This window comes from Legionella navarrensis, from assembly GCF_052527415.1.
On the sequence record NZ_JBNVZR010000013.1, the window covers coordinates 18,521 to 44,869 of the forward strand.

Here is a 26,349-nt window from a genome sequence, read left to right on the forward strand (position 1 = left end):
AATTAGTGCTTAACTCGAAATTCATTGGTGGGCTTTTACTGATTGTGGGTACCTCCATTGGCGGAGGCATGCTTGCGCTGCCAGTGTCCACAGCCGAGGTCGGATTTTCCAATTCACTGGTTTTTCTTGTGTTATGCTGGCTCATCATGACCACCGGCGCCCTGTTGATTCTCGAAGTTAATCTGCGTCTTCCTGCTGGCAGCAACATGGTTTCCATGGCCAGACATACCTTGGGATTACCCGGCCAGATTGTTGCCTGGTGCGCGTATCTTGTGCTGCTCTATGCCTTACTGGCTGCTTATATTTCCGGTGGCAGCGATGTGTTTCATGGTCTGCTGAGTCAAGTGAATATTAACATGCCGGAATGGATAACATCACTGCTGTTTACCGGTGTTTTCAGTCTGGTGGTTTATGGTGGTATTCGTTCCGTTGATTACGTGAACCGGGGGCTGATGTTTGGTAAGCTTGGCGTGTACTTACTGCTGGTGATCATTATCAGCCCTCATGTTGATTTATCTACCCTGAGTGGCGGCTCGCTGAAGGCCATTACCGGCAGCCTGATGATCCTCGTCACGTCATTTGGATTTGCTTCCATTGTGCCCAGTCTGCGTGACTATTTTCAGGATGACGTTGTCTCCTTACGCAAGGTTATTTTATTCGGCTCGCTGGTACCGTTAAGCTGTTATATCCTGTGGGACGCAGTGATCATGGGTACGGTGCAGCGCGAAGGCAGTGATGGCCTGATTGCCTTGATGAATAATGAGCATGCAACCAGTGGTCTGACGCAGGCACTGAGCACGGCTGTACAGAGCTCGCTGATCAGCGGCTTTTTTGGCTTTTTCACCTCGATTTGCATGATCACAGCCTTTCTGGGTGTATCTATTGGCTTATTCGATTTTCTGGCTGATGGTCTGACACTGAAAAAGACCGGGCTGCAGGGGAAAGGGACGCTGGCCTTAACATTCCTGCCACCGCTGGCAATTGTCCTGTTCAACCCAGGCATCTATCTGCATGCTCTGGGTTATGCGGGCATCTGCTGCGTTATTCTGCTTCTGCTACTGCCTTCCCTGATGACGTGGCAAGCACGTCGCCTGGATCCTGACAGCAGCAATCGCCTTGTGCCCGGTGGCAACAAAACACTGACGGTACTTATTGTGGCGGCCGTGATGATTCTGTTACAGCAGATACTGATGTAACATTCCGCCGAACCATGACCGCTTCTACTCTGCCTTGTTTTCCTGCTATCATTCCTTTTTTTCCTTGATACTCATCACGTGCTCACTCAATCCTGTGAAACCCTGTCTGGAGTTGGTCCGGCCATAGCCGACAGGCTGGCCCGCTGTGGCATTAAAACCATTGCTGATCTGCTGTTTCATCTGCCCTATCGCTATCAGGACCGAACGCGCATCACGCCGGTTCAGGATTTACGCCTGAACGATTATGCGGTCGTCAGCGGACGCATCACCAAAACAGAAGTGACCTATGGCAAGCGGATGATGCTGTATTGCTACGTGGAGGATAAAACCGGCCTGATTCGGCTGCGTTTTTTTCACTTTAATAAACAGCAGGCCAAAGCCTTGAGTGAAGGCAGCTGGATACGTGCGTTTGGCGAAGTGCGCCAGTTCACCCACCAAAAAGAAATGATTCATCCGGAATACCGCCTGCTGGATAACGAACACGAGCAGGTCATGGAAGAAACCCTGACGCCCATTTATCCTCTGACGGAAGGACTGAGTCAAAGCCGCCTGCGCCAGCTGGTCAGGCTTGCGCTGGCCGATTACAAAGCAGGGATGACAGATCTGGAATGGATGAGCGAGGAGCAACTGCAGGCCCATAATTTTCTGCCACTGGCCAACGCGATTGAGCTGTTACACAGCCCTCCGCCGGATACATCTGTCCAGGCGCTGGAAGAAGGCCGTCATCCTGCTCTGCAACGCATGGTCTTTGACGAATTGCTGGCACAACGCCTGAGCATGCAGTTTGCCCGGCAGCATCTTCAGCGTCTGACGGCGCCGGTCATACCCATCGAGACCAGGCTGCGGTCGCAGTTTCTGGCTCAGCTGCCCTTTGCGCTGACTGGCGCACAGGAAAAAGTCTGTGCCGAGATAGCCCACGATTTAACGCTGGACAAACCCATGCTGCGGCTGGTGCAAGGCGATGTGGGCTGTGGGAAAACAACCGTGGCCGCACTGGCGGCTCTGCAGGTCATTGCCCATGGTTATCAGGCGGCACTGATGGTACCGACGGATTTGCTCAGCGAACAGCACATGTTGAATCTGCAACGCTGGCTGGCTCCCCTGGGGATTAACTGCCGTCGCCTGAGTGGAAAAATGAAAGCCAGGGAACGCCGTGAAACCCTGGCCAGTCTGGCTGCCAATGAGTGCCAGCTGCTGATAGGCACGCATGCTCTGTTTCAGGATGGTGTTGAGTTTCACAGACTGGGATTAATTATTATCGACGAACAACACCGCTTTGGAGTAGAACAGCGTTTGCTGCTACAGCAAAAAGGTCAGCAGGATAACAGCATCCCCCATCAACTGCTCATGACGGCTACTCCTATTCCCAGAACGCTGGCCATGACCCAGTTTGCTCATCTGGATATATCCGTCATTGACGAGCTGCCTCCGGGGCGCATTCCCATCAACACCGCGATTATCAACCAGGCAAAACGTGAACCGATTATTCAACGCCTGGAAGCAGCCATTCAGGAAGGCAAGCAGGCTTACTGGGTTTGTACTCTGATAGAAGAATCGGAAGCCATGCAATGCACCGCAGCGACCATAACCGCGGAAACCCTGCAAAAGCAATTACCACAGACCCGGGTTGGTCTGGTTCACGGACGCATGAAGGCGGTGGAAAAAGAAGCCACCATGGCCGCGTTCAAGCAGGGCGAACTCGATCTGCTGGTTGCTACCACCGTCATTGAAGTCGGAGTGGATGTGCCCAATGCCAGCCTGATGATCATTGAAAATGCCGAACGTCTTGGTCTGTCCCAGCTGCATCAGCTTCGTGGCCGCGTCGGCCGCGGTAACCAGCAATCTCATTGTCTGTTATTGTACCAGACTCCCCTCTCATCTGTGGGCACCGAGCGGCTGCGCATCATGCGCGCAACCAACGACGGCTTTCTAATCGCAGAAAAGGATTTGCAGTTACGCGGCGCCGGTGAAGTGCTGGGCACGCGCCAGACCGGCTATCGCAGCTTCAGACTGGCCGATCTGACTCGCGACAGCGCATTGCTTCCCGCTGTTGCGGAAATGGCCCGGGAATTACTGCACAAGAGTCCCGCTACCGCCCAAAAAATAGCCCGGCGCTGGCTGGGCGACTTTGAACAGTTCCTGCAGGGCTGATGTCTTGTTTCTGTACAATCCTTGATCCAAAAATCGACTATACTGAAATGCAGGAGACCATGATGCCCGTGCGTCGCGACGAGTGAATCGGCCTTTCAGCCCATTCAGGAGAGACGGTTTGACAACAACACTGGGAACAGAGAGCATACCGTTGACAGGCAGGTTCGAATCCGCTGATCTGTCAAAACTTGTTTACATGGAGCAGATAAGGCTTATCGGCAGACAGACCCCTGCTATCATGCTTGGCGAGATCTTTGCCTCCGGCTTTCTTTGTTTTGCTCTCTGGAATGTATTCCCTCACTGGCAATTAATTTACTGGATGGCCTTTATACTGTTTACGTCTGTCTGGAACCGCAGTTTTCTGGCCTGGTATGTTCAAAAAATCAAGCCCAATGATTCAACCAGAATCTGGACTGCCCTGTTTTTAATCGGCGCTTTTTGTTCAGGTATTGGCTGGGGAATCACGGGACTGATTTTTATGAACACTCCGGAATTACTCCATCAAACCTTCGTTGTCTTCATTCTGCTGGGCGTAACCGCGGGTGCCAGCACGTATTATTCGTCTATTCCCAGTTCATATACATTGTTTCTGTTGCCAGCCATTCTGCCCTTTTCATACTGGTTATTTACTCAGGGAACCTCATATTTGTTTCTGGGAGTGGGCAGTCTGATATTTGTTACGGCCATGTTGATCAGTTCATTTTACGCCTCGCGACTGCTCAAATCGGCCATTACATTACAGTTTGAATTGCGCAACATGGATTACGATAACAAGCTGCTGGAAAAAAAAGTAGCGGATCGCACGGCCGCTCTGGAAAAGGCACTCGACTTCACCAAGTCCACGCTGGAGTCAACTACCGACGGCATCATGATGATTGACAGTGCCGGAAGGATTGAATATTTCAATCAAAAATTTCTGAGCATGTGGAAAATCACAAGACAACAGATTGCCAGTCAACGCACTGACCGGGTTATTCAGCTGATTGCGACACAGCTGAAGCAACCGGATGATCTTCTGATGAACATCAAACAGGTGAGCCTGAATAACGGGATTGAAACCTATATGGACCTTGATTTTATCGATGGCAAGGTGTTTGAATGTTATTCCAAACCTCACTGGCATGAAGGTGAGATTATCGGGCACGTATGGAGCTTTCGCGATGTCACGGTACGTAACAAACTGGCTCATCGAGCCAATCACGATCAATTGACCGATTTGCCCAATCGCTCACTGTTTTATGACCGTATCGAACAGGGCATTGTTTTCGCCAAGAGGCGGCACACGCAACTGACCCTGCTGTTTATTGATCTGGATAACTTCAAAACAATTAATGATACGCTGGGGCATAGCGCGGGCGATTTGTTACTCAAAGAGATCGCCCGACGCTTGAAAGAAAGCATCCGTGACAGCGACACGGTGGCACGTTTTGGCGGAGATGAATTTGTTATTTTACTTGTTGAAAGTGAGCAGACGGGTATTTTACAGCTGTCGCAGTCGCTGCTGAAGAAAATCTCCGAGCCGGTAAGGCTGAACACCCAGGATGTGGTTATTTCGGCCAGTATTGGCATCAGCATGTACCCAAAAGATGGGGATAATGCCATGTCGCTGCTCAAAAATGCTGATATGGCGATGTACCTTGCCAAGAAAAAGGGACGTAATAATGTCCAGTTTTATAATGAGATCATTTACCAGCAATCCATCGATCAGTTAAAGACTCAAACGGAATTATACGATGCTCTGGTTAATAAGGAATTTTTTATCGAGTACCAGCCGATTATCTCGCTAAAGGATGCCAGCGTCACCGGCGCGGAAGCTCTGGTTCGCTGGCATCATCCCAGCCGAGGGGTGATTTACCCGGGAGATTTTATTCCACTTGCTGAAAAAAACGGGATCATCTACCAGCTCGGCTCATGGGTGTTTCATGAGGCCTGCCAGCAAATCAAACGCTGGCATAACGAGGGTCAATATATCTGCATGTGCATTAATATATCCTACGCACAAATGAAAGGTACGATCTTCAGCGACATGGTGGAAAAATCACTGACAGAGTTTGATCTGGATGCCAGGTATCTTGAGCTGGAATTCACAGAAAAAGCAATCATGGAAAACATCGATCAAATCAAGGAAACCCTTTCTCGCTTCAATAAAATGGGTATCCAGATGGCGATAGATAATTTTGGCATAGGTTACTCCAGCATTAATTATCTCAAGGCGTTTCCCATCAACAAACTGAAAATTGATCGCTCGTTTATCAGTCAATGCGACTCGGATCCCGATAAACAGAGCATCATAAAAACCATCATATCTCTGGGGAAAAATCTGAATTTAACGCTGCTGGCAGAAGGTGTTGAAACGCTGGCGGAACTGCGTTTTCTCAAGGAAAATGGCTGCAACGAAGTCCAGGGAAATTTATTCAGCCAGTCGGTAAACAATGCGGTATTCATGGATATCCTGACCCATGATTTCAAAAAAATTATTTTTGATGCGGATATGCCTGAGAAAAATTGATATCATGCCTTAAGCCCGGAAAAAACTAATCCCATGTCGAGAGATGAATGACTGAACGCTACTGGCAGGCTAAAAAAATCACACTGATCGGTGCAGGCATCAACGCCCTGCTGGGTATTATAAAAGTCATAGGCGGCTGGGTGTTTCATTCACACGCGCTGCTTGCGGATGGCGTACACTCGTTTTCTGATCTGTTCACCGACATCATGGTCTTGTTTGCATCCAAATACGGCAGCCAGGATGCTGATGAAAAACATCCTTACGGCCACCAGCGCATCGAAACCGCTGCCACGCTGTTACTGGCGATGCTGCTCATACTGGCGGGCTTCGGGATTGCCTGGGACGCCATTGATGAACTCATCAGCAAAAGCAGCGACATGCCCGGCTGGTGGGCTTTGCCTATTGCCCTGATCTCAATCCTGGCTAATGAACTCTTATTTCACTACACCCAACACGTTGGCAGACGAATCAAATCACAACTGATCATCGCCAACGCCTGGCATCATCGCTCAGACGCAGCCTCCTCGGTTGTCGTGACGCTTGGTCTGCTGGGCAGTCTGGCCGGCTTTGTCTACCTTGATGCTCTGGCCGCCGTTATTGTTGGTGGGATGATCATCCAGATGGGTCTGTCTTATGGCTGGAACAGCGTTAAGGAACTGGTGGATACCTCCGTTGAACCCGAGGTTCTGCTTCAGCTGGAAAAAATTATCCAGGCTGTTGACGGTGTCGAAAAAATCCACCAGCTGCGCAGCCGCTCAATGGGCAGCGACATTCTCGTTGACGTACACATCCTGGTATCGCCCTGTATATCTGTATCAGAAGGCCACTTCATTGCCCAACACGTGCATCAGGCCCTGATAACCCAGCTGGATCACGTCAAGGATGTAACCGTGCACGTGGATCCGGAAGATGATGAAACAAATTGTCCGTCCATACACTTGCCCAGTCGCAGCACGATTGAAAAAAACCTGCTTTTACCCTGGAAACAGCAATTTTCATCGATTCGATACTGGCGTTTACATTACCTTGATGGCACAATGCGCATCGATCTGATACTGGACACCCATGTTGACAGGGCGGATGAACTCCGTGCCCGCATCAACTCGGACTTAAGCCATTTTCCCGAGATCAAAAGCGTTCGCCTGTTCTCTGAACACAGGGTTCTGGATACTCACTAAACGAGAATATTATGCTGGCCACGGCCGCCTCATTGAAATTAATTTTTGCTCTGATCATTGTCGCCATTATTTTGCTGGCTGGCTGGTACCCCTTTAAAAAGAGAGCCAGCTCTGATGGTGAGCACTTTGACTTCCCGATCGGCGAAACGCTGGCGACCGGTGTTTTTCTGGGAGCGGCCCTCATGCACATGCTGCCGGAAGCCAATACGGAATTCAACCAGATGGGATTCCATTATCCCTATGCCTTCATTATCACCGGTGCCGTGTTTCTGTTTTTTTTATGGTTTGAACACCTGGGTAAGGAGTTGTACCACCACCATGAAACCAATCATCCGGCCTTTGCAATCCTGGCCTGGGCCATGCTGTCCATTCACTCGCTCATGCTGGGGGCGGCGCTTGGCCTGAACCATAACCGCTCGCTGGTTATCATGCTGTTTATCGCCATTATTATTCATAAATGGGCTGAAAGCTTTGCCATCGCCATGCAGTTAAACAAAAGCTCGCTCAGCCGCCGGAACAGCCTGTTATTTTTTATCAGCTTCAGCATGATGACCCCGCTGGGTATCTTTATTGGCTGGTATTTTGACCATGGCATCGAAACCCATTCCCTGTTTGATCCCATTCTCATTGCTGCGTCTGCCGGTACGTTTTTGTACCTCGGTACGCTGCACGGCCTCGAACGCTGCGTTATGGTCGAACGCTGCTGCAATCTGCGTGATTTCAGCTACGTCATCATAGGTTTTCTGCTTATGGCATCTGTTGCGGCTTATACCTGATCAAAACTTCAGTCTATACTATGTACATATAGTCAAACGGAGTGAGGCAGGGAAATGAGCCGAGTCAAAAAGGGAAAACACCACACGGAAGCCATGGGGCTGATTAACAGACCCAAATCTCAGAATACTCTCCAGCATAAACAGCACTACGACAGAATAGCCTGCGTCTTCCAGGGCGGCGGTGCTCTGGGAGCCTATCAGGTCGGTGCTTACCGCGCCTTACAGGAAAACGGCTACACCCCCAATTATCTGGCCGGCGTATCCATTGGCGCCATTAACTGCGCGATTATTGCCGGAAATCCACGCGAGAAGCACCTGGAAAAACTGCATGCGTTCTGGGATTTGATTACGCCGCGGCTGCTGACGGATATGTTCATGGATGATTACACAAGTTTCGACATCACCCATCACATGCACAACCGGATGGGAGCGATGCGAGCCTTGATGTGTGGACTGGACGGCTTTTTCAAACCACGATTTCCACCGCCAACTCTCTTTTCGGAAGATACACCCGACAAGCTGAGTTATTACGACACATCGGAGTTGAAAAACACGCTGGAAAATCTGATTGATTTTGATTTAATCAATCAAAAAAAAGTGACGCTTTGTCTTGGCGCAGTAAACGTGGTGTCGGGTGAGATGATTTTTTTCAACAATCAGAAAATGGAAATCACAGCGGATCATGTAATGGCCAGCGGAGCGCTGCCACCTGGCTTCCCAGCTATCAAAATTGGCGATGATTATTTTTGGGATGGTGGTATTTACGCCAATACGCCTCTGGTTACGGTGATGGATGCTCTGCCTGAGCTGGACACGCTGTGTTTCGTGGTCGATTGTTTCAAGCTGCAGGGGAAACTGCCCAAAAATATGGATCAGATGGAAGAGCGGCAAAAGGATATCCGCTACGCCAGCCACTCCCGCCGTTTAACCAATGTGTACGCCAGTCGCCAAAACCTGCAGATAGCGATTGAATATCTGGGTAAAAAATTACCGGCAAAACTACGCAATGATCCGGAGATTCAGCAAATTCTCGCCCTGGGGCACGCGAAGCGGTTTAGCGTGGTACACGTTATTTACGAGGGAACGCCCTACACCCACTCCTTCAAGGATTATAATTTTGTGCGCTCTGCCATTGATTACCGCATGGAGGCGGGTTACAAAAATACTGTTGATATTCTCAAAAACCGCGAATGGGAAAAACAAACCTGCCAGACCATGGCCTGCTCTATCTATGGTGTACCGCCCAGCTATTTTGAGCAGCATTAGAGCGTCGAATGATTTAACGCAGCATGTTGGGCCTTGGCCTAATGGCACTACCTTAAGGATAAAATCCTATCCTCCAACGTCCCGCGACTTGTTCGCGGGATCCAGAAATCTACGCACAGAGCAAGATTCATGGATCCCGCGAACAAGTCGCGGGACGTAGGATTGGTAAAATCTTATCCAAAATTACTTAAGGTATCGAGGCTAATTGTTGGGCCCTGGCCCAACCTGCTGCCAGTGCCTCATTAACATTCAATCCCGGCGCTTATAGATCAAAAACCTTGTTGATAGACAGGGTTAATGCCTGAGTACCTACACGCATCGTATCTTTGGTGAATAAAGTGCCTGACGTCGTGTATGCGGTTGAACCCACACTGGATGAATTGGTGAAAGCCTGTTTGTGCGGCGTTTCGTTGTTGCCTGTCATGGCATAGGTGTAGGATGCATCCACGAACCAGGTAGGGCTGATGAAGTACGTCATACCCAGCTGAGCGGCGCCACCCCAGGCCCAGATCGTCGGGGATGAATAACTGACCAGCCCGGTCACGTTGACTGTCACACCTTCATAGTCAGCATAGCCGATGGAATAATAGTTCTTTGAACGCAGGTTAAATAAGGAAGGACCGGCTCCCAGGTACACAAATTTATTACCAAAAGAGCGCCCAATAAACGCCAGCAGAGACATTTCATGACTGGTGGTTGCCTGAACAGAATCAGCAATCACGTAACCGTAAAGTGAACTGGTTGCTCCTGTACTGCTGACCATCGTTCCTGTCTGTGGAATATACAGATCGGAGTTGGTTGCCGTAGCTCCGAGATATTGATAGGAAAATTTAATCCCAAAGAGATTATCAGTCCCTGCGAAATGCTTAAAATAACCAAGCTGCACTTCTGGTGCAAATGTGTTGTCCGTATTATGGAACGGAGCACCGGTTCCCTGGGCTATTCCGTTAGAATTGGAACCTGTACTGGTCTGAATATTGGAGATACCCTGCCCCCAGGACTTCTGTGTAAGCTCTATGGAATTATAATTACCGCCAAGTCCAAGAAAAAAACCATCATGCATTAAATCCGGTTCAACAGCACCCATGCTGCCTGCAAGGCAGACACCGGCACACAACACATTCGTACTTAAAAACATCCATCTATTCAAAATATTACTCCCTGTTGATTACAAAATATGGGGGCTCATAGTGCCAGAAATAATCAAGGCTGGAAAGCCTTGATTCAGGCAAATATTTACGGTCAGGCACAGGTAAATTATACAAATCGGCTGCTGAAGTGTATAATCGCCCAAAGTCACCACAACAACAGTGGAATAATTATGGGAAGCATATTTAATATGTTCGGGCCCTCTCCCATCAAGCCCATTGAACAACATATCTATAAAGCCTACCAGTGTGCCAAGCACCTGCTGCCATTTTTTGAGGCCGCATTAAAGCAGGACTGGAAACTCGCCGCTGAAATCAATGATAAGATTGCAGCGCTTGAAAAAGAAGCCGATCTCATCAAGCGAGACCTGCGCCTGCACCTCCCCACTGGCCTGTTTCTTCCTGTATCACGCACTGATCTGCTGGAACTTCTAAGCGCCCAGGATCGTATTGCCAATCGCTCCGAAGACATCGCCCAGCTGGTGCTCAGCCGCAAAATGATTCTGCCGGCCCCCCTGGCCGACGTATTCATGCCTTTTTTGAGCTGCAGCCTTGATGCGTCCAAACAGGCATGCAAGGCCATTAATGAGCTCGATGAACTGCTTGAAAGCGGGTTTCGTGGCAGCGAAGTCAAAATCGTTGAAGAAATGATCGTCACCCTCGATAACATCGAACACGTCAGCGACGACAAGCTGTCTGATATCCGCCAGCGGATTTTTCAGCTTGAAAAAGACCTGCCCGCGATCGACATCATGTTTCTCTACAAGCTGGTACAATGGGTCGGTGATCTGGCTGATCATGCCCAGACCGTTGGCAGCCGACTTCAAATTTTAATAGCGCGGTAATTTTTTCTATGGATTATTCATTCGTCATACTTTGTATTGCTGTCGCACTGTGTTTTTTTATGACATGGGGTGTTGGCGCCAATGACCTGGCCAACGTGATGAGCACCACCATGGGCTCCAAAGCGGTCACAGTCAGACAGGCCATGATCATTGCGGTTGTGTTTGAATTTGCCGGCGCATTTCTGGGCGGCGGCGGTGTCACCGAAACCATGCGGGATGGGATCATCAACAGCAGTCAGCTGCACGATCAGCCGCTTATTCTGGTGGAAGGCATGCTCGGCGTACTGCTCGCCTGCACGTTCTGGATGAACATGGCCAGTTACCTTGGCGTTCCAGTGTCGATTACCAACGCACTGGTTGGCTCCATGGTGGGCTTTGGAGCGGTTGTTCTGGGTACGGATGCTGTTCACTGGGATCAGGTCACACGCATTGCCATGGGCTGGGTTACCTCCCCCTTAATTGCCGGTGTCACAGCCTACATCCTCTTCATCAGTATTCAACAGACCATTTTTGTTAAAAGCGACCCACTGGAAAAAGCCAAGCTGTATATCCCTGTTTACCTCTTCCTGGTTGGTTCCATTCTGTCTTTTATTACGGTGTTCAAGGGCCTGAACCATTTTGGGATTGAATTAAATCTAAAGCAGAATCTGGCGGTTACACTGGCTACAAGCGTCAGTATCACGGCAATTGGCATGTTGATAATCAAGCATATTCCCGAGACACCGCACATTCGACGCCGCGAGAAATTTTTGCAGGTTGAGAAATATTTTGCCGTTTTAATGGCGCTTACCGCCTGTGCCATGGTGTTTGCGCATGGTTCAAACGATATCGCGCTGGCTGTTGGCCCATTAACGATTATCCACAGTCTGGTGACAAACCCAGGACAATCGCTGGCCGTCGATAACTATCCGTCATGGATTATTCTGCTGGGCTGCACCGGTGCCGTATCTGGTCTGCTGATTTATGGCCGCAAGGTCATTGAGACGGTGGGAAGTTCTATCACCGCATTAACGCCCAGCCGTGCATTTGCCGCGACCCTGGCTGCGGCAACCACCGTCGTGGTTGCTACCAGTACCGGTATTCCGGTATCGGCCACTCAGACTCTGGTTGGTGCGGTACTTGGGGTCGGTCTGGCACGTGGTATCGGCGCCTTGAACCTGATTGTGATTCGCAATATTTTTATGTCGTGGATACTGACGCTGCCAGTGGCATCGTTGTTGACCATTCTGGCTTACAAAGGGCTGCATGCCGTCATTGGCTAGTGCCTTATCAATATTCAATCCTGGGGTAGGGTGGGCAAAGGAGCGACAGCGACGTGCCCACCAGGCATTGGCACAGCGCACAACCGTGGTGGGCACGTCGCTGTCGCTCCTTTGCCCACCCTGCCGGTTTTTAAATTAAAACTCAGTCCAGATTGGCTCTTGTTTATCCAGTGGAACAGCGTTGTCTCTCAATCTGGCAATACGTTCGTGTTTTTTGATTTCCTTTTTTTGCGACTCTGATTTTTCATGATCGCGATCAAAGGCATACATAAACCTGTCGTATGGGCTAACATAAGATTTATCAATATCGTTCATACTCATTGTTGAATCTGCTCATTCTGCGTAAAATGCAATTTTATCGGGTTTTTCTGTAAGTTACCATTGGAAGAAGCGCAATGACCATAAAAAAAGCTGAATTACACGTGCATCTCGAAGGCACCATCCCACCGCATCTGGCCGTCCAGATTGGCCAGCGTAACAACATCAGTCTGCCGGAGGGATTAATTTCCGCCGATGGCAAATCCTATAATTACAAGGATTTTCCTGATTTTTTAAAGGCCTATGATGCCGTCGCCGCTGTCATCAAACACCCTCGCGATTACTACGATCTCACCTACGACTACCTGAAAACCTGTGCCGAAGCCGGTGGTATCTATGTTGAAATGATGTACTCGCCTGATCACGCAGAACAATCCAGCGGCATTCCATCCAGCGAACACCTGCAGGCCATCGATCAGGCCATCCGTGATGCGCAGGCAAAGCACGGCATCCTGGGGCGTATCATCATTACCGCTGTGCGCCATTTTGGTGTTGATTCAGCCATCAAGGTTGCCAGTCAGGCCCTGAAGGAAACCGTGCCCTGCATCGGCGGCTTTGGCCTGGGAGGAGACGAGTTCAATTTCCCCCCCCGCCTTTTTGAACGACCCTATCAGATTGCAGCCGAAGGCGGTCTGTTTTGCACCGTGCATGCGGGTGAGTTTGCACCAGCCAGCGGTATGATGGAAGCAATGGATTACCTGCCCATTCAGCGGATTGGTCATGGCGTCATGTCCATGCATTCTCCCGAAACCATCGCCCGTCTGCTCGACAAAAACATCGCACTGGAAATCTGCCCATCGAGCAACATTGCACTGGGTCTGTTCCCGGACATGGCCAGTCATCCCCTGCGTCAGCTCATGGATGCCGGCATCTCCATCAGCCTCAATTCAGATGATCCGCCGTTTTTTAATACAACGCTGGGTAATGAGTACGACCGTGTGCAGCAGTTCCACCAGTTCTCTGACAGCACCATGCTGAATTTTACCCGCATGGCGCTGAACGCTGCCTTCGTGGATGAAGAAACAAGGAAAAGACTGCTCGACCGTTTAAACTAAGGATGGACACTATGCTTTCCAGGATGGGGAGAATAATCAAAGACTGCAACCCGGCCAGCTATACCGGTGTGTTGACGCATAGCCTGGCCTGGCTGACTGCCGGCGGAGAGGAAAGAGTTTATAAAAATACGCAGTACGATGAAAAAAGAGCAACAATCGAGGAACCCATCGACATCTATTGTGTACACGGAACAGCGGATCGGGCCGGCGCGTTTAAAAAAATAGTGAAGCGTTTACTCAAGACGGACCTGCCGACCAATATCCGCTACATCTATCTTGTGTCTTTTGAGGGGCGCTTTCAGGGGAATAGTATTGAGTTTTTTTCTCATCAGCTCCTGGCAAAAATTCAGGCTAACAAGAGTGGCGTTGTTGATCTGATTGGGCATTCCCGTGGAGGACTCGTTAATGCCTGGTTTGCGGAGAATCTGGCAATAGAAAATAACATCCGGGTTCGTAAGCAGTTTGGCTTGGGAACACCTTATTCAGGCTCCGATCTGGCCCTGCCCATACTCGCTGAGTTTTCCATGTCAGTTGAAGAAATGAAACCAGACAACAGGTTTCTAACGGATCTTCAGGAACAGATTCTCGTTTCCAAAAGCCAGTATTATTTTGTGGTGGGCGGTGATGATATCATTGTCCGCGACGGACGCTCGCATATTCCTGCCTACGTTGAGCAACATCCTGAATCACTTATTAAGCTGCAGACAACGCATGGCCACCTATCCATGATGACCTCAGAAAAACTGGTCTACCAGATTAACGCCATTCTAAGAATGTCTCCCATTGGCACGGTTAAGCCAGCAATCATGTTTCATCCCATTGCAGACATCGAGCCCATACCGGACTACAAGCCACCGGCAAGCCAGGCAGCCAGTTCATCGGCCACTCCGGATGAGAGGGAAGATGATGACGATACAATGTCTTTGTTTGCACCCTGGTAGACTGGTGCTCTCTCGATATTCAATTCTGCCGTAGGGTGGGTAAAGGAGCGTAGCGACGTGCCCACCATGGTCGTGCACTGTGCCAATGACTGGTGGGCACGTCGCTGTCGCTCCTTTGCCCACCCTACCCCAGGATTAGATATTAATAATGCACAAGACACCAGTATGCCTCAATGAATCAGGAGTTTTTGATCAACACTTGGCCCTGCTGAATCATGCTGGCGCCCAGCTGATACAAAACCTGCTCCTGAGGCAGTAGTAATGATACTTCTGCTTCGGTCAGGCCCAGATTCAGAACAGGCAGAAAACTGGCTGTTTCGATGTAAAATGAAGAATGTTCCCTGATCCAGGGACGGTTCTGTGCGCCACCATAGCCGGCAAAGCGGCCAACAGAGGCATGCGCCTCCCAGTCACTGAATCCGTCCCCCATGAGGAAGGCTCGCTGTGTATCGGGCACAATCGTGGCAATCTGCCTGTTTTTGCCCTGAGACTGCACAAGATAGCTGCTCGAGTCAAAGCCTCTGTAGCCGCCCTGCTCATCAAAATACAGATCAACCGCCAGCACCTGATTTTCAGTCATGCCAAGTGAGAGAGCGAGCGGAATAATGGTTTCCTTGATACCGCCAGACAAAATATAAATACGTTTGCCGAGGCGACGTAACACATTAAGGGTGTCCTGCACATCGGGTGAGATTGCCTGGAGATAGAGTTGGGCCAGCACGGTCATCTGCTGTTTATCTGGCCTGACCAGATCCAGTCGCTTTTTGTAAACCTCAGGATTAAGGCCCGTGCGATCCATGCAGCGCTGACTGATAGCCCGGGTTTCGGCACCCACGCCGTTGAGTTCTGCCAGCTCATCCAGGCCTTCTATCTGGGTGATGGTACTGTCGCAGTCAAAAAAGAAAACATCGAAAGCCTGCTTTGGGCGCCACGACGGATTATCGCTCATTATGCCAGTGCCATTTCCATTGATTGCCGTAGTTTTTTCATGGCATTTTTTTCCAGCTGCCGCACCCGCTCTGCCGACACACCGTATTTGGCGGCCAAATCGTGCAGAGTGGCCTTGTCCTCGTTTAGCCAGCGCTGCTGCAGGATATCCTGGCTGCGTTCATCAAGGCACTCGAGCGCCACGTATAAGTCGTCGCGTCCCTGTGCTTCTCTGTCTTCCGCCTCAATGATTAAGGCCGGATCGCTGCGATGATCGTGCAGATAGTGGGCCGGTGACTTGAAACTGTCTTCTTCTTCATCGGACAAAGGGGCATCGTAAGGCGTATCCATGGCATTGAGGCGTTGTTCCATACGGACAACCTCTTCGCGGGGTACGTTCAAATCGCTGGCGACCGCATCAACTTCTTCGTTGCTCAGCCAGCCCAGACGGGTTTTCATCTGTCGCAGATTAAAAAACAGTTTTCTTTGTGCCTTAGTGGTCGCCACCTTGACGATACGCCAGTTGCGCAAAACAAATTCATGAATTTCAGCCTTGATCCAGTGAACCGCGAAGGACACCAGACGCACTCCAATGCTCGGATCAAAACGCTTAACGGCCTTCATCAGACCAAGATTGCCTTCCTGAATCAAATCATTGAGAGGTAAACCATAACCAAGGTAGCCACGGGCAACCCGGACCACGTAGCGCAAATGCGCCAATACAAGACGGCGGGCACTTTCGATATCACCCTCATTCTGAAAACGCTCGGCACACTGGTGCTCTTCCTCAGCCGACAGCATGGGAATCTGATTCACCTGATAGATATAGGCATCAAGACTGCCAATCGGAAGAGTTAACGATGCCAGTTGCAGTGCTTTACTCATACGACTCTCTCCAGTTAAAAACACAAGGCATGTAATGTTCAATTATATCAAATTTTACGCACATGAGTACAGATCTTTTAAACATACATCACGAAGCGCCATCATTGCGATTATCTCTTTTGTATTGAGTCGACTCCGTTAACACGCCCATATTACATATAAGGCTCAATCAATCCAAGCTGTCGTTTGACGGATAATTTCGCGCCCAGCCAGCCCAGACAAATCGCAACCAGCACAATCATATACGCCTGTTTGACCGAAAGACCCAGTAAAGGATAGTGCATGTGATACACCAATGCCAGTTCATCGACCGCCAGCGCTACGCTCAGCATAAAAATATTAACGAATAATACCGCAAAAACGGCTCCTGCCAAACCATACCATACCCCTGTATACAAAAATGGGCGAAGAATATAGGCATCCGTGGCGCCTATCAGTTTTAAAACCTGAATTTCCTCATGACGGTTATGGATAGCCAGCCGCAGTGTATTACCCACAATCAAAACCACTGCCGAAGCCAGCAGAGCCATGACTGCATGGGCAATATTGGCAACAAAACCCGTGATGGCATGCAGACGACTGATCCACTCCATATCCAGTTTGGCCTGTTCCGTCTGGTTCAGCACCTTCAGGCGTTCAAACAGCTGCTTTAATTTCAAGGGATCGTTGACGGTTGGTGTCGGCACAACATCGATGACTGACGGCAGAGGATTATCAGGCAGATAGGCCATGATATCCTGCATGCCTTCCTGTTTCTGTAATTCGGCCAGGCCTTCGGCCCGGGTTTTGAGAGTAGCCTTGCCTACGCCCTCAACAGCCCGCACCTGTTCAAGAAATGACTGCTCTTCGGCAGCCGTCAGAGGCGATTTCAGGTACAGTGAAATATGACCACCCTGTTGCCAGTCTGCCGTCATTTGCCTGAGGTTGTCGGTACACACCCAGAACAGCGTAGGCAGAGTAAGGGCAATTGCAATCACAATAACCGTCATCATGGTCGCCAGCGGGCGGCGGCAAAGGAGATTAAAGCTGTTCATTGCGGCCTGAAGATGACAGGCAGCCTGAGCACGCAGCGCATTCAGCATAAACGCCCTCCTTTCAGCATAATAATGCGATGACGCATGCCAGCAATCAAGGCCAGATCGTGCGTAGCGATGAGAATGCTGACCCCAACCTGATTAAACTGCTCGAAAATTTTCATGATTTCGGACGATAGCCCCGGATCAAGGTTACCGGTTGGTTCATCCGCCAGCAACAGAGCGGGTTTATGCACTACAGCCCTGGCCAGACCAACGCGCTGCTGCTCACCTCCGGATAAATGGCGGGGCAGCATTTTTTCCTTGCTGAGCAGACCAACCATATCCAGAGCTGCGTGTACACGCTTGGCAATCATCGCCGGCGCCATGCCCTGAATATCGAGCGGCAGAGCTACGTTTTCAAACACAGAGCGATCGTGCAGCAGATTGGGCGACTGAAACGTGATGCCAAGACTGCTGCGATAGGCAGGAATTGCTTTTTTATGAAGCTGGTTCAAATGCGTGCCGTTGACGATAAGCTGTCCTGAAGACGGAGTTTCCAGCTTTGCAATTAATTTTAACAGCGTGCTTTTTCCAGCACCAGAATGACCGGTAAGAAAAGCCATCTCACCCCGCTCCAGTTCAAAATCGACCTGGCTGAGCGCCTCAAAACCGCCGGGATACCGCTTGCTGACCTGATTGAATTTAATCATCATTAAATAGTGCTCTAACCAATTGCTCCGCGTCAAAGGGACGTAAATCGTCGATACTTTCACCCATACCCAGATAACGAAATGGTATCGCTAATTCGTTGGCAATAGCAAACAGTATTCCGCCTTTTGCCGTGCCATCCAGCTTGGTCATGGTGATTCCGGTCAAACCGATCGCCTGATGAAATTCACGGGCCTGATTCAGGGCATTCTGTCCAATGCTGGCGTCCAGAACCAGCATGGTTTCATGGGGTGCGTTCGCATCGAGCTTGCCCATCACTCGTTTGATTTTTTTCAGCTCTTCCATCAGGTTGCCCTGGGTGTGCAGGCGTCCGGCAGTATCTGCGATCAAAACATCGTATCCGCGGGCGGTGGCCGCCTGCAGAGCATCATAGACAACCGATGCGCTGTCGGCGCCGGCCTGTTGTGCTATCACGGGGATGTGATTTCGCTCTCCCCAGACCTGAAGCTGCTCAACGGCTGCAGCACGAAAGGTATCGCCAGCCGCCAGCATGACTTTTTTGCCCTGCTGCTGATACATTCTGGCCAGCTTGCCGATGGTGGTGGTTTTGCCCGCTCCGTTCACGCCCACGGTCAAAATAACAAACGGCAGCCCGCCCGATGGCTCGGGATTAAGTGGTTTGACGTTATTCAGCAGGATTTGGTTGAGTCGCTCTTTCAGGGCAGCAAACACGGCGTCGCCGTCGAGAAGCTGTTTACGCGCCAGCCCCTGCTCCAGCTCCTGTAAAATAGTCTGTGTCGTGGCGACACCCAGATCAGCGCTCAACAACAGCGTTTCCAGCTCTTCAAACACAGCGGCATCAATGGCCTTACGTCCCAGCAGCAGGCGGCTGACGCTGTCTCCCAGCTGTTGACGGGTTTTGCTCAGACCACGTTTGAAGCGGGCAAACAAGCCCGTTTTTTCCTGCGGCTCTTCAACGATGGGCGCGGGCGCGGGGACGGTCTGCTCATCCACCTCAGGCGGGTTGGCATCGTTCGTGTTGTCTTGATTTCGCTTGAACCATTTAATCATAGCTATATATACAAATCCGGAAAAATATGGAATTCTACCACCTTTTTTGCTTTGGAGTTAATCCATGCGTTTCGTCTTTACAATTCTGCTGTCAATGCTGTCCTGGCAGGCCATGGCCGAGGTGCAGCAGTTCACGCTGGACAACGGTATGAAAATCATCGTCAAGGAAGATCATCGCGCTCCGGTGGCGGTAACCATGCTCTGGTATAACGTAGGCTCGGCGGATGAGCCAGGGGGCCTGACCGGAGTTTCTCATGCGCTGGAGCATATGATGTTCAAGGGAACCAGCGACTGGCCGCTGGGTGCGTTTTCCAAAAAAATTGCCGCCATTGGCGGGCAGGAAAATGCCATGACCAATTACGATTACACGGCCTATTATGAAAAAATCGCCGCTTCGCAGTTGCCTGTCAGTCTGGAGCTCGAAGCGGATCGCATGCAGAATCTGTTGCTGAACAAGGATGAATTCGCGAAAGAAATTGAAGTCATCAAGGAAGAACGGCGGATGCGTACCGACAACAACCCGCAATCGCTGACTCTGGAGCGCTATCTGGCTACGGCTCATCTGTCTGATCCCTATCATCATCCCATTATTGGCTGGATGAGCGACCTGCAGCAAATGAGCATTGAAGACGTAAAAGCCTGGTATCAGAGCTTTTACGCACCCAATAATGCCACCCTGGTTGTGGTTGGCGACGTGAATCCTGACAACGTGCACGAACTGGCCAGACTGTATTTCTCTCCCATCGGAAAACGTCCTCAGTTTGTACGCAAAAAGCAGACAGAACCGCCTGCCATGGGAGCCAAATCGGTGCAGGTACACGCTCCGGCTGCCATGCCTTTGATGATGTTTGGCTACACTGTGCCCAGTGTTAAAACGGCACAAAAGGAATGGGAGCCCTATGCACTGGAAGTGATTGCCGGTATCCTGGATGCAGGGGACAGCTCACGCTTTGCGAGCAATCTGGTTCGTGGCAGGGAGCTGGCCAGCAGCGCCGATCTCTACTACAACCTGTACTCCCGCTACCAGACTCAGTTTATCTTTTATGGCTCTCCAGCCCGTTTCCACAGCCTTGCTCAATTCAAGGAAGGTGTCCTGGGTGAAATAAAAAAACTGCAGCAGACGCCAGTCAAGGAAGCCGAATTGAAGCGGATCAAGCTGCAGATTATTGCACAGAAAACCTTTGAAGAAGATTCCATTTTTGGCCAGGCCATGGAGCTGGGGCTGCTGGAAACCGTTGGCCTTGGCTGGCAGACAGCCGATAAATACCAGGAACGTATCGACGCGATTACACCGGAACAGATTCAGGACGTAGCCAAACGCTACTTTACTGAGAACGCTCTGACTGAGGCATCCTTAATACCTATAGCGCAACCTGAGGTGAAACAATGAAAAAATGGTTGATAACCCTGGCCGTGCTGGCCTTTTCAATACATCACGGCGCCTGTGCCGCGCAGTTCAAGACAGAACGCTGGCAAACGGCTAAGGGAGCGCGTGTGGTGTTCTATAAAGCCATGGACGTGCCCATGCTGTATATCAATGTCGCTTTCGCCGCCGGCTCGGCCTACGATGGCAATACCTTCGGTATCAGCGCGTTAACCGCTCAGCTACTGAATCAGGGCAGTGGCAGCCTGAACTCATCACAAATGGCAGAAAAACTGGCCGACGTTGGAGCTCAGTATAACAGTGAAACCAGCCGTGACATGACAGTGCTGCAGCTTAAAACGCTGACCAAACCTGATGCATTGAACCAGGCTGTAGATACTCTGAGCATGATCATCAACAAACCTGCTTTTCGCCAGGACGCCTTCAATCGCCAGAAAAATCAGCAGCTGATTGCTATTTCCAGAGAGCAGGAGTCGCCTGACAGCGTAGCTAACATTGTATTTTTTAACAAACTATACCAAAACCACCCCTACGCTCATGCCATTAACGGTAATGCCAACAGCGTGCGCGCACTGACCATCCGGCAGGTGCGTGATTTTCACAAACGCTATTACGCAGGCAGTAATGCGGTCATTGTGCTGGCTGGCGCGATTGACAGCGACAAGGCTCACCAGATAGCGGAGCAGTTGACTCAGGGCATGGAAAAGGGCGAGCCCGCAGCGGCCATACCCAAAGCCAATCGCCAGCGCAGCCGGGAGGATGTGATAGTACCCTATCCCTCGTCGCAGAACAGCCTGCGTCTTGGGCAGATTGGCATAAGTCATGACGATCCCGAGTATTTTCCGTTGATGGTAGGTAACTACATCCTGGGTGGTGGTTCAATGACCTCTCGCCTGTCTCAGGAAGTCCGCGAAAAACGTGGCCTGACCTATGGTATCAGCAGCCAGTTTATTCCCATGCCCGGCGATGGCCCCTTTATCATCAGCCTGTCGACCAAAAACAGTCAGACGTCAACAGCACTGCAAGTGACCGAAGAAACACTGGCCGGTTTTCTGGCCAGTGGGCCCAGCGAGGAAGAGCTGATGGCTGCAAAGCAATACATGGTGGGCAGCTACCCTCTCTCATTGGCCAGTAACGGTGATATCGCCAGCATTTTACTGCGTACCAGCTTTTATAATCTGCCAGAGGATTATCTCGATACCTATATAGCCCGTGTTGAAAACGTCAGCGTGGCGGACATTAAAAAAGCCTTCGACAGCCATATTCAACAGAATGACATGTTGCTGGTATCGGTCGGCGCCGAGCCTTCTGCCGCCAAAGGGGGAGAAAAACCCAAATCAGACAAATCGGCATGAACCAGCACGTTCGCATCATTGGCGGTCTGTACCGCGGTAAAAAGCTCAGCTTTCCTGATATTGAGGGCCTGCGGCCAACACCGGATCGGGTGCGGGAAACGCTGTTTAACTGGCTGATGTTTGAGGTACGTGGTGCGCATTGTCTTGATGCGTTTGCCGGCAGTGGTGCCCTGGGATTTGAGGCCTTGTCGCGTGGGGCGGCACAGGTGCTGCTGGTGGAGGCCTCACAGGTTGCCTGTCAGTCTCTGAAACGTCATGCTGAATCGTTTAAATCACCGGCTATCCAGGTGCTGTCAGGAGACGCTCTGCGGTATCTGGAAACAACGAACGTATCATATGATCTGATTTTTCTTGATCCACCCTTTGCCAGTGATGCCATGACGCACTGTCTGCAGCGCATCGAAACGTCACAGGTATTGAAACCCGGCGGGCTGCTGTATACCGAATCGCCTTCGCCGCTGCAGTTGGATCAGACGATCTGGCTTGAGCGTAAAGCAAAAAAAGCAGGGCAGGTCTATTATGCTCTGTATGAGAAAAAAGAGCGTTAGGCCAAGGCACGAAACAGACTCACTTCTCCATGGAAACGGAGAAGGGAGCGGCTCTGTGCGTACATTAAGCATGTTATCGAAAAGCTGGCTTTTCATCTTCACTGTCAGACGATACGTCATCCACCTGCGAGGATGAGGCTGGCTGCGAGCGGGGCGGCGCAATGGCCGGCAAACCGGTTGGTTTAAAAAAGCTGCCGCAATCAGTCAATCTCAGTGAAAGTCCATGCGTATCGACGCCAAACAATCTTGACACGTCCTCGGGAGAAACAACGCTGGAGGCACCGGGCGCTAAGGATTCCAGAGCACTGATAACCCCATCCTGATTGCTGCGGGCAGCCTGCATGAGTGAAGACAGAATCCCGTCCGTACTGCCTCCCGTTGCAGGAACAAGGGAAACAGGCCGCTGCATGGAAGCCCCTGCCCTTCGCGGCACGCTCCCTATGGAGCTGCCAAGGCTGTTGAACTGCGCCTGCGCCAATATCAAATCAGCAACTCTCGGCATCCCTGCTGCCTCCGCGAGCATCAAAGCGGTTTTACCCTCATCATTGACAAGATTGATATCTGCATCATAAGCCAGCAGGAGTTTGACAATCGGCAGATACCTCGTTTCTCCTTCCCTATAAATGGGCTCGCGAAGCTCAGCGCCACAGGCAACCATCAGCGCCGTATTACCAACGGTGTCTCTTACATTAACATCCATACCGGGGCGAGTCAGAAAAAACTCCAGCATCTCCGGTGTGCCGGCCGAGGCAGTAAATACCAGTGCCGGACAGCCGTTGCCAACATACAAGTCAGGGCCATTTTCTGCAATAAATCTGGCCAGAGCTGGAATGTTACCCTCGATAATGTAGCTAAGTACGTGGTTTTGCCGGGTGGAATCAAAACTATCCGGATTCCAGATCCCAGTCGCCAGAAAATCGCTTAAAAATTCAGCGGCATAGGGTATGACCGCACTCAGCACCTCAATGGCCTTATTGACATCGGCACCGTTATCTATCATGAACTTTGCGTTTTCCAGTCTTTGTCTGGTAATGGTCGACGCGGCAAACAGCATGGAAAGCTGGCTGGACATGCTGTTCGTAGACAAATTAAAATCAGCTTTGTGCTGCCTGAACAGCTCCAGTGTTTTGGTGTTCCCGTAAATCGCCGCAAACACCAATGCCGAGCTGCGCCTGTATTTCACACTGTTGGCACTGGCTCCCTTCTCCAGTAAAAGCTGTATGATTTTATTATCCGCTTTAAATACTTTACAGGCATGAATCAGCAGGCAATCTTTTGTATCTTCAACAAGCATATTGGCGTGATTACCGGGTTTTGCCAGCAGTTTTCTTGTTTTTACAACATTGCCATCCGTAATGGCCTTAACCAGTGTGGCAGGTGCATAGTCCTCTTTTTTCGCTGTCGACGACGCGACGGGTACTGCTTTTCTCGCTACGGATACCGTTTTTACAGGCGCAGGTTTGAGCACCGGCTGGCGGGGTTTTGGTGGTACCATTCGACTTGAAGAAGAAACCGCGACAGGACGGGCAACACGGGTCGAGGCGACAGGCCTGACCGGCTCAGCAACAGGAGGCAGCCCCAACAGGCTGCGCCGGTGGCTTTCAAACGTCGTCAGAGGCTGCTTCAGTGTATCCACCCAGATGTTCTGCGCCATTCGAGTCAATTCAGGCCGGTCCTGGAGAATCAGGGTTTTCGTCTGGTTCATCCAGTCAGCATCAGTCGATGGCCGGGTCTCTTGAACCGGATCAACCGCTTCCTGGTTCAGATGCTGAACCAGCTCCTGAAAGGCCCGGACAAGGTATCCCAGCTGATGTGGGTTTTCAGTCTGGTAGATTCGCAGGCGCTGCGTGCTGCGCGTCAGCGTCGTATATAACTCGTTCATAGCCGTAATGCTGTTTTTGAGCGCCAGATTGACGGTTTTTTCCTTAGCACGATGCTGAACCGGCTTTTTCGAGGCGCTGGCTGTTTGAGAGGATGCTGCGAGGTGTTTATTGGCAGCATAAAAGCGATTGTCGCTGAAAATATCCCAGACAATGATGTCTTCGTATTCAAGCCCTTTGATCTCCGTCGGACTGAAGACCAGTGGGTGATTCAGCTTCTGGCGTAACTCCGGTGCCAGTGCCGGGCGCGTTACAATCGCGACGGACGCTTTATGTGCTATCTCCTGTCTCAGGGTTTCAAGCTCTTCACCCACAGGCAATCCGGACTTGAAGCCGACCTGCCCACTTCGACAGCCCTCGCGCGCCGCATCGCTGCGAACTATCAAGGGATAATCGTGTTTGTCAGCCAGACCACCGGCAATGTCCAGCTTGAGCGATAAAGCCAGATTGGCTGCATCAATCACGTGGTTTGGGCAACGGTAAGGATAATTAAGCGTAATCGTTTCTGCCTGCAAGGCATGCTCAAGCCAGGCCCGCAGAGAATAATATGCGCCAGCGCCTATATTCTGATGGGTATCAATCCCAAAAGCGACACGACCTGATAATCGATTCAGCAGTCTGGCCTGCGCGGGAGAATAGTCCTGAGCTTCATCCACGGTAATACCGGAAAACAGGACAGGCAGGGAGCCAGACGGCTGATACAGCAAGGGATCAAGGCAACGGTCTGCTGCCAGCGCATCCTGATGTCGTTTTACACTCTGGTAAAATTTGGTTCGGACGCTTTTTTGTATCAGTGGATCATCAAAATTCAGTTGCGATGTGCGTGTTCCAATCGCCAGATAATCCTGCAGCGAAGAGCAACCGGCAACCACCAGTCCTTCCTGATAAAAAGACTCCTGCAACGCATCCTCTTCCCCCTTTGGAGCTGCTGTCGGTTTTCTCTTACCCTTGGACGGCGTCGGCAGGCATTTTTTAAACCTGTTGAAATTTTTAAGGAAAAACGATCGACTTTCCTCGCGGCTTAAAAACCGTTTACCGTGGGTTCCGCCCGGATCCGCGGCCAGGAGGATATCACGATAATTCGTGAAATGAACCGGATCCGATGGCAACAGACCATACCCCGGCTGGCTGCGCCTGATCTCCTGCATGCGTCGACGCAGTTCGGGCGATTCAGAGACGTAGGCAAAACGCGGCGCGGTATCCATTGCAGGAGCATTGCTCGACTGGGCGACCGCTTCCACTGGCATAAACAAACCGTCATCCTGCGCCTGACGTACCCAGGAATTTAACAGAGCCAGGGCATCACAGGATTTACCGGAACCGGGTGGTCCGGACATAATTAACGGCCACTTTTTGACGAAAAATACCTGTTGCTGGGCATCATCCAGACAAATAAAACGATCACGGTAATAGATGATATGGTTAAGCTGGTTTTCCGGCTCGCTGCTGCGCTCAAGCGGTGACTCTGTGCTCATCTGGGCCGTATGCTCAGCGCTACTGTCTTTGACCGGAATGATTTTTTTGCCAGTCAACAAAGACTCCATGGTTTTTACGGAGGATTTGTGTGTTTTCCTGGCTAGATCGTATTTGTGATCAGGTAGCTCCCTGTAACAGCAAAGACCGACCTGACCGTTGACGCTGACATAGGTGAACAGCAATCGACCCTTGCCCCTGTCGCGACCATCATCAACCCCTTTGGCCGCGGCAAAGACAGGGTTACCATTCAGCGACCAGCCTTTCAGTTCGTGGAGTCGGGCCGATCGGGTATCCAGATGAGTCAGACTGTCAATGCAGTCAGCATAGCGCTCTGCGATATCGTCCGATACGATCAGCATGTCATAATAACGAATCGTCATGATGAATCTACCTTTTTAATTAGTGAAACCGGGGTCTGTTGACAGTTCAACGCCCTGGAGCGCTGAATGATTGAACAATGAGCCTAAAGCCGTAGGTTGGGCCTTGGCTCAAC

At 50.7% G+C, this 26,349-nt stretch carries 21 protein-coding genes; 13 read left to right on the forward strand and 8 right to left on the reverse strand.

What is annotated here, in order from left to right; all coding sequences use genetic code 11:
• Positions 1-5: 5 nt before the first annotated feature.
• From ACQUTA_RS08835 to ACQUTA_RS08860, 6 genes are all read left to right on the forward strand, one after another.
• Positions 6-1,196 (forward strand): amino acid permease, encoded by a 1,191-nt coding sequence (locus tag ACQUTA_RS08835; protein ID WP_444987876.1) that lies wholly within the window; start codon positions 6-8, stop codon positions 1,194-1,196.
• A gap of 78 nt (positions 1,197-1,274) precedes the next feature.
• Complete coding sequence (gene recG / locus ACQUTA_RS08840) at positions 1,275-3,347, forward strand: ATP-dependent DNA helicase RecG (RefSeq protein ID WP_444987877.1); 2,073 nt, start codon at positions 1,275-1,277, stop codon at positions 3,345-3,347.
• A 118-nt stretch (positions 3,348-3,465) separates the two neighbouring features.
• The gene (locus tag ACQUTA_RS08845) at positions 3,466-5,856 is read left to right on the forward strand and encodes a putative bifunctional diguanylate cyclase/phosphodiesterase (protein WP_444987878.1); all 2,391 of its coding nucleotides are present in this window, start codon (positions 3,466-3,468) and stop codon (positions 5,854-5,856) included.
• 47 nt (positions 5,857-5,903) lie between these two features.
• A complete protein-coding gene (locus ACQUTA_RS08850; protein WP_444987879.1) occupies positions 5,904-7,034 on the forward strand; it encodes a cation diffusion facilitator family transporter in 1,131 nt (376 codons plus the stop codon).
• 14 nt (positions 7,035-7,048) lie between these two features.
• Positions 7,049-7,810 carry a ZIP family metal transporter gene (locus ACQUTA_RS08855; RefSeq protein ID WP_444987941.1) on the forward strand — a complete coding sequence of 254 codons (762 nt, stop codon included), beginning with the start codon at positions 7,049-7,051 and terminating at the stop codon, positions 7,808-7,810.
• Between the two features lie 54 nt (positions 7,811-7,864).
• On the forward strand, positions 7,865-9,076 hold the full coding sequence (locus ACQUTA_RS08860; protein WP_444987880.1) for a patatin-like phospholipase family protein: 1,212 nt from the start codon (positions 7,865-7,867) through the stop codon (positions 9,074-9,076).
• A 262-nt stretch (positions 9,077-9,338) separates the two neighbouring features.
• Here the strand turns inward: ACQUTA_RS08860 and ACQUTA_RS08865 are convergent, their stop codons facing one another.
• On the reverse strand, positions 9,339-10,226 hold the full coding sequence (locus tag ACQUTA_RS08865) for an outer membrane protein (protein WP_444987881.1): 888 nt from the start codon (positions 10,224-10,226) through the stop codon (positions 9,339-9,341).
• A gap of 171 nt (positions 10,227-10,397) precedes the next feature.
• Here ACQUTA_RS08865 and ACQUTA_RS08870 point away from each other — a divergent pair, with 171 nt between their 5' ends.
• Complete coding sequence (locus ACQUTA_RS08870) at positions 10,398-11,069, forward strand: TIGR00153 family protein (protein ID WP_444987882.1); 672 nt, start codon at positions 10,398-10,400, stop codon at positions 11,067-11,069.
• Positions 11,070-11,077: 8 nt separating this feature from the next.
• A complete protein-coding gene (locus ACQUTA_RS08875; RefSeq protein ID WP_444987883.1) occupies positions 11,078-12,331 on the forward strand; it encodes an inorganic phosphate transporter in 1,254 nt (417 codons plus the stop codon).
• A 135-nt stretch (positions 12,332-12,466) separates the two neighbouring features.
• On the opposite strand, the gene ACQUTA_RS08880 is transcribed toward ACQUTA_RS08875, so the two are convergent.
• Positions 12,467-12,652, reverse strand: coding sequence for a CBU_0585 family protein (locus ACQUTA_RS08880; RefSeq protein ID WP_444987884.1), 186 nt, complete (start codon positions 12,650-12,652; stop codon positions 12,467-12,469).
• A 74-nt stretch (positions 12,653-12,726) separates the two neighbouring features.
• On the opposite strand from ACQUTA_RS08880, the gene ACQUTA_RS08885 reads away from it, so the two are divergent.
• Complete coding sequence (locus ACQUTA_RS08885) at positions 12,727-13,704, forward strand: adenosine deaminase (protein ID WP_444987885.1); 978 nt, start codon at positions 12,727-12,729, stop codon at positions 13,702-13,704.
• Positions 13,705-13,715: 11 nt separating this feature from the next.
• On the forward strand, positions 13,716-14,645 hold the full coding sequence (locus tag ACQUTA_RS08890) for an esterase/lipase family protein (protein WP_444987886.1): 930 nt from the start codon (positions 13,716-13,718) through the stop codon (positions 14,643-14,645).
• Positions 14,646-14,823: 178 nt separating this feature from the next.
• Here the strand turns inward: ACQUTA_RS08890 and ACQUTA_RS08895 are convergent, their stop codons facing one another.
• From ACQUTA_RS08895 to ftsY, 5 genes are all read right to left on the reverse strand, one after another.
• Positions 14,824-15,594: an HAD-IB family phosphatase gene (locus ACQUTA_RS08895; protein WP_444987887.1), complete on the reverse strand. Its 771-nt coding sequence runs from the start codon at positions 15,592-15,594 to the stop codon at positions 14,824-14,826.
• The gene (rpoH, locus tag ACQUTA_RS08900; protein ID WP_444987888.1) at positions 15,594-16,457 is read right to left on the reverse strand and encodes an RNA polymerase sigma factor RpoH; all 864 of its coding nucleotides are present in this window, start codon (positions 16,455-16,457) and stop codon (positions 15,594-15,596) included. The genes ACQUTA_RS08895 and rpoH overlap by 1 nt, the downstream gene beginning before the upstream one ends.
• 152 nt (positions 16,458-16,609) lie before the next feature.
• Positions 16,610-17,539, reverse strand: coding sequence for a permease-like cell division protein FtsX (gene ftsX, locus ACQUTA_RS08905; protein WP_444987889.1), 930 nt, complete (start codon positions 17,537-17,539; stop codon positions 16,610-16,612).
• Positions 17,533-18,183, reverse strand: a complete 651-nt coding sequence (gene ftsE, locus ACQUTA_RS08910; protein ID WP_444987942.1) for a cell division ATP-binding protein FtsE — start codon at positions 18,181-18,183, stop codon at positions 17,533-17,535. Before ftsE ends, ftsX begins: the two co-directional genes overlap by 7 nt.
• The gene (gene ftsY / locus ACQUTA_RS08915; protein WP_444987890.1) at positions 18,176-19,213 is read right to left on the reverse strand and encodes a signal recognition particle-docking protein FtsY; all 1,038 of its coding nucleotides are present in this window, start codon (positions 19,211-19,213) and stop codon (positions 18,176-18,178) included. Before ftsY ends, ftsE begins: the two co-directional genes overlap by 8 nt.
• A gap of 64 nt (positions 19,214-19,277) precedes the next feature.
• Here ftsY and ACQUTA_RS08920 point away from each other — a divergent pair, with 64 nt between their 5' ends.
• The 3 genes from ACQUTA_RS08920 to rsmD are packed head-to-tail and all read left to right on the forward strand — an operon-like array spanning position 19,278 to position 22,500.
• Complete coding sequence (locus tag ACQUTA_RS08920; protein WP_444987891.1) at positions 19,278-20,603, forward strand: M16 family metallopeptidase; 1,326 nt, start codon at positions 19,278-19,280, stop codon at positions 20,601-20,603.
• On the forward strand, positions 20,600-21,952 hold the full coding sequence (locus ACQUTA_RS08925; RefSeq protein WP_444987892.1) for a M16 family metallopeptidase: 1,353 nt from the start codon (positions 20,600-20,602) through the stop codon (positions 21,950-21,952). Before ACQUTA_RS08920 ends, ACQUTA_RS08925 begins: the two co-directional genes overlap by 4 nt.
• Positions 21,949-22,500, forward strand: a complete 552-nt coding sequence (gene rsmD, locus ACQUTA_RS08930; RefSeq protein WP_444987893.1) for a 16S rRNA (guanine(966)-N(2))-methyltransferase RsmD — start codon at positions 21,949-21,951, stop codon at positions 22,498-22,500. Before ACQUTA_RS08925 ends, rsmD begins: the two co-directional genes overlap by 4 nt.
• A 73-nt stretch (positions 22,501-22,573) precedes the next feature.
• On the opposite strand, the gene ACQUTA_RS08935 is transcribed toward rsmD, so the two are convergent.
• Complete coding sequence (locus ACQUTA_RS08935) at positions 22,574-26,236, reverse strand: ankyrin repeat domain-containing protein (protein WP_444987894.1); 3,663 nt, start codon at positions 26,234-26,236, stop codon at positions 22,574-22,576.
• Between the last annotated feature and the right edge of the window lie 113 nt (positions 26,237-26,349).

Bases quoted from the DNA above. Each gene is read 5' to 3' on its own strand.
- ACQUTA_RS08850 (WP_444987879.1), top strand. From the start codon at position 5,904: ATGACTGAACGCTACTGGCAGGCTAAAAAAATCACACTGATCGGTGCA.
- ACQUTA_RS08860 (WP_444987880.1), top strand. From the start codon at position 7,865: ATGAGCCGAGTCAAAAAGGGAAAACACCACACGGAAGCCATGGGGCTG.
- ACQUTA_RS08870 (WP_444987882.1), top strand. From the start codon at position 10,398: ATGGGAAGCATATTTAATATGTTCGGGCCCTCTCCCATCAAGCCCATT.
- ACQUTA_RS08875 (WP_444987883.1), top strand. From the start codon at position 11,078: ATGGATTATTCATTCGTCATACTTTGTATTGCTGTCGCACTGTGTTTT.
- ACQUTA_RS08880 (WP_444987884.1), bottom strand. From the start codon at position 12,652: ATGAGTATGAACGATATTGATAAATCTTATGTTAGCCCATACGACAGG.
- ACQUTA_RS08885 (WP_444987885.1), top strand. From the start codon at position 12,727: ATGACCATAAAAAAAGCTGAATTACACGTGCATCTCGAAGGCACCATC.
- ACQUTA_RS08890 (WP_444987886.1), top strand. From the start codon at position 13,716: ATGCTTTCCAGGATGGGGAGAATAATCAAAGACTGCAACCCGGCCAGC.
- ACQUTA_RS08895 (WP_444987887.1), bottom strand. From the start codon at position 15,594: ATGAGCGATAATCCGTCGTGGCGCCCAAAGCAGGCTTTCGATGTTTTC.
- rpoH (WP_444987888.1), bottom strand. From the start codon at position 16,457: ATGAGTAAAGCACTGCAACTGGCATCGTTAACTCTTCCGATTGGCAGT.
- ftsX (WP_444987889.1), bottom strand. From the start codon at position 17,539: ATGCTGAATGCGCTGCGTGCTCAGGCTGCCTGTCATCTTCAGGCCGCA.
- ftsE (WP_444987942.1), bottom strand. From the start codon at position 18,183: ATGATTAAATTCAATCAGGTCAGCAAGCGGTATCCCGGCGGTTTTGAG.
- ftsY (WP_444987890.1), bottom strand. From the start codon at position 19,213: ATGATTAAATGGTTCAAGCGAAATCAAGACAACACGAACGATGCCAAC.
- ACQUTA_RS08920 (WP_444987891.1), top strand. From the start codon at position 19,278: ATGCGTTTCGTCTTTACAATTCTGCTGTCAATGCTGTCCTGGCAGGCC.
- ACQUTA_RS08925 (WP_444987892.1), top strand. From the start codon at position 20,600: ATGAAAAAATGGTTGATAACCCTGGCCGTGCTGGCCTTTTCAATACAT.
- rsmD (WP_444987893.1), top strand. From the start codon at position 21,949: ATGAACCAGCACGTTCGCATCATTGGCGGTCTGTACCGCGGTAAAAAG.
- ACQUTA_RS08935 (WP_444987894.1), bottom strand. From the start codon at position 26,236: ATGACGATTCGTTATTATGACATGCTGATCGTATCGGACGATATCGCA.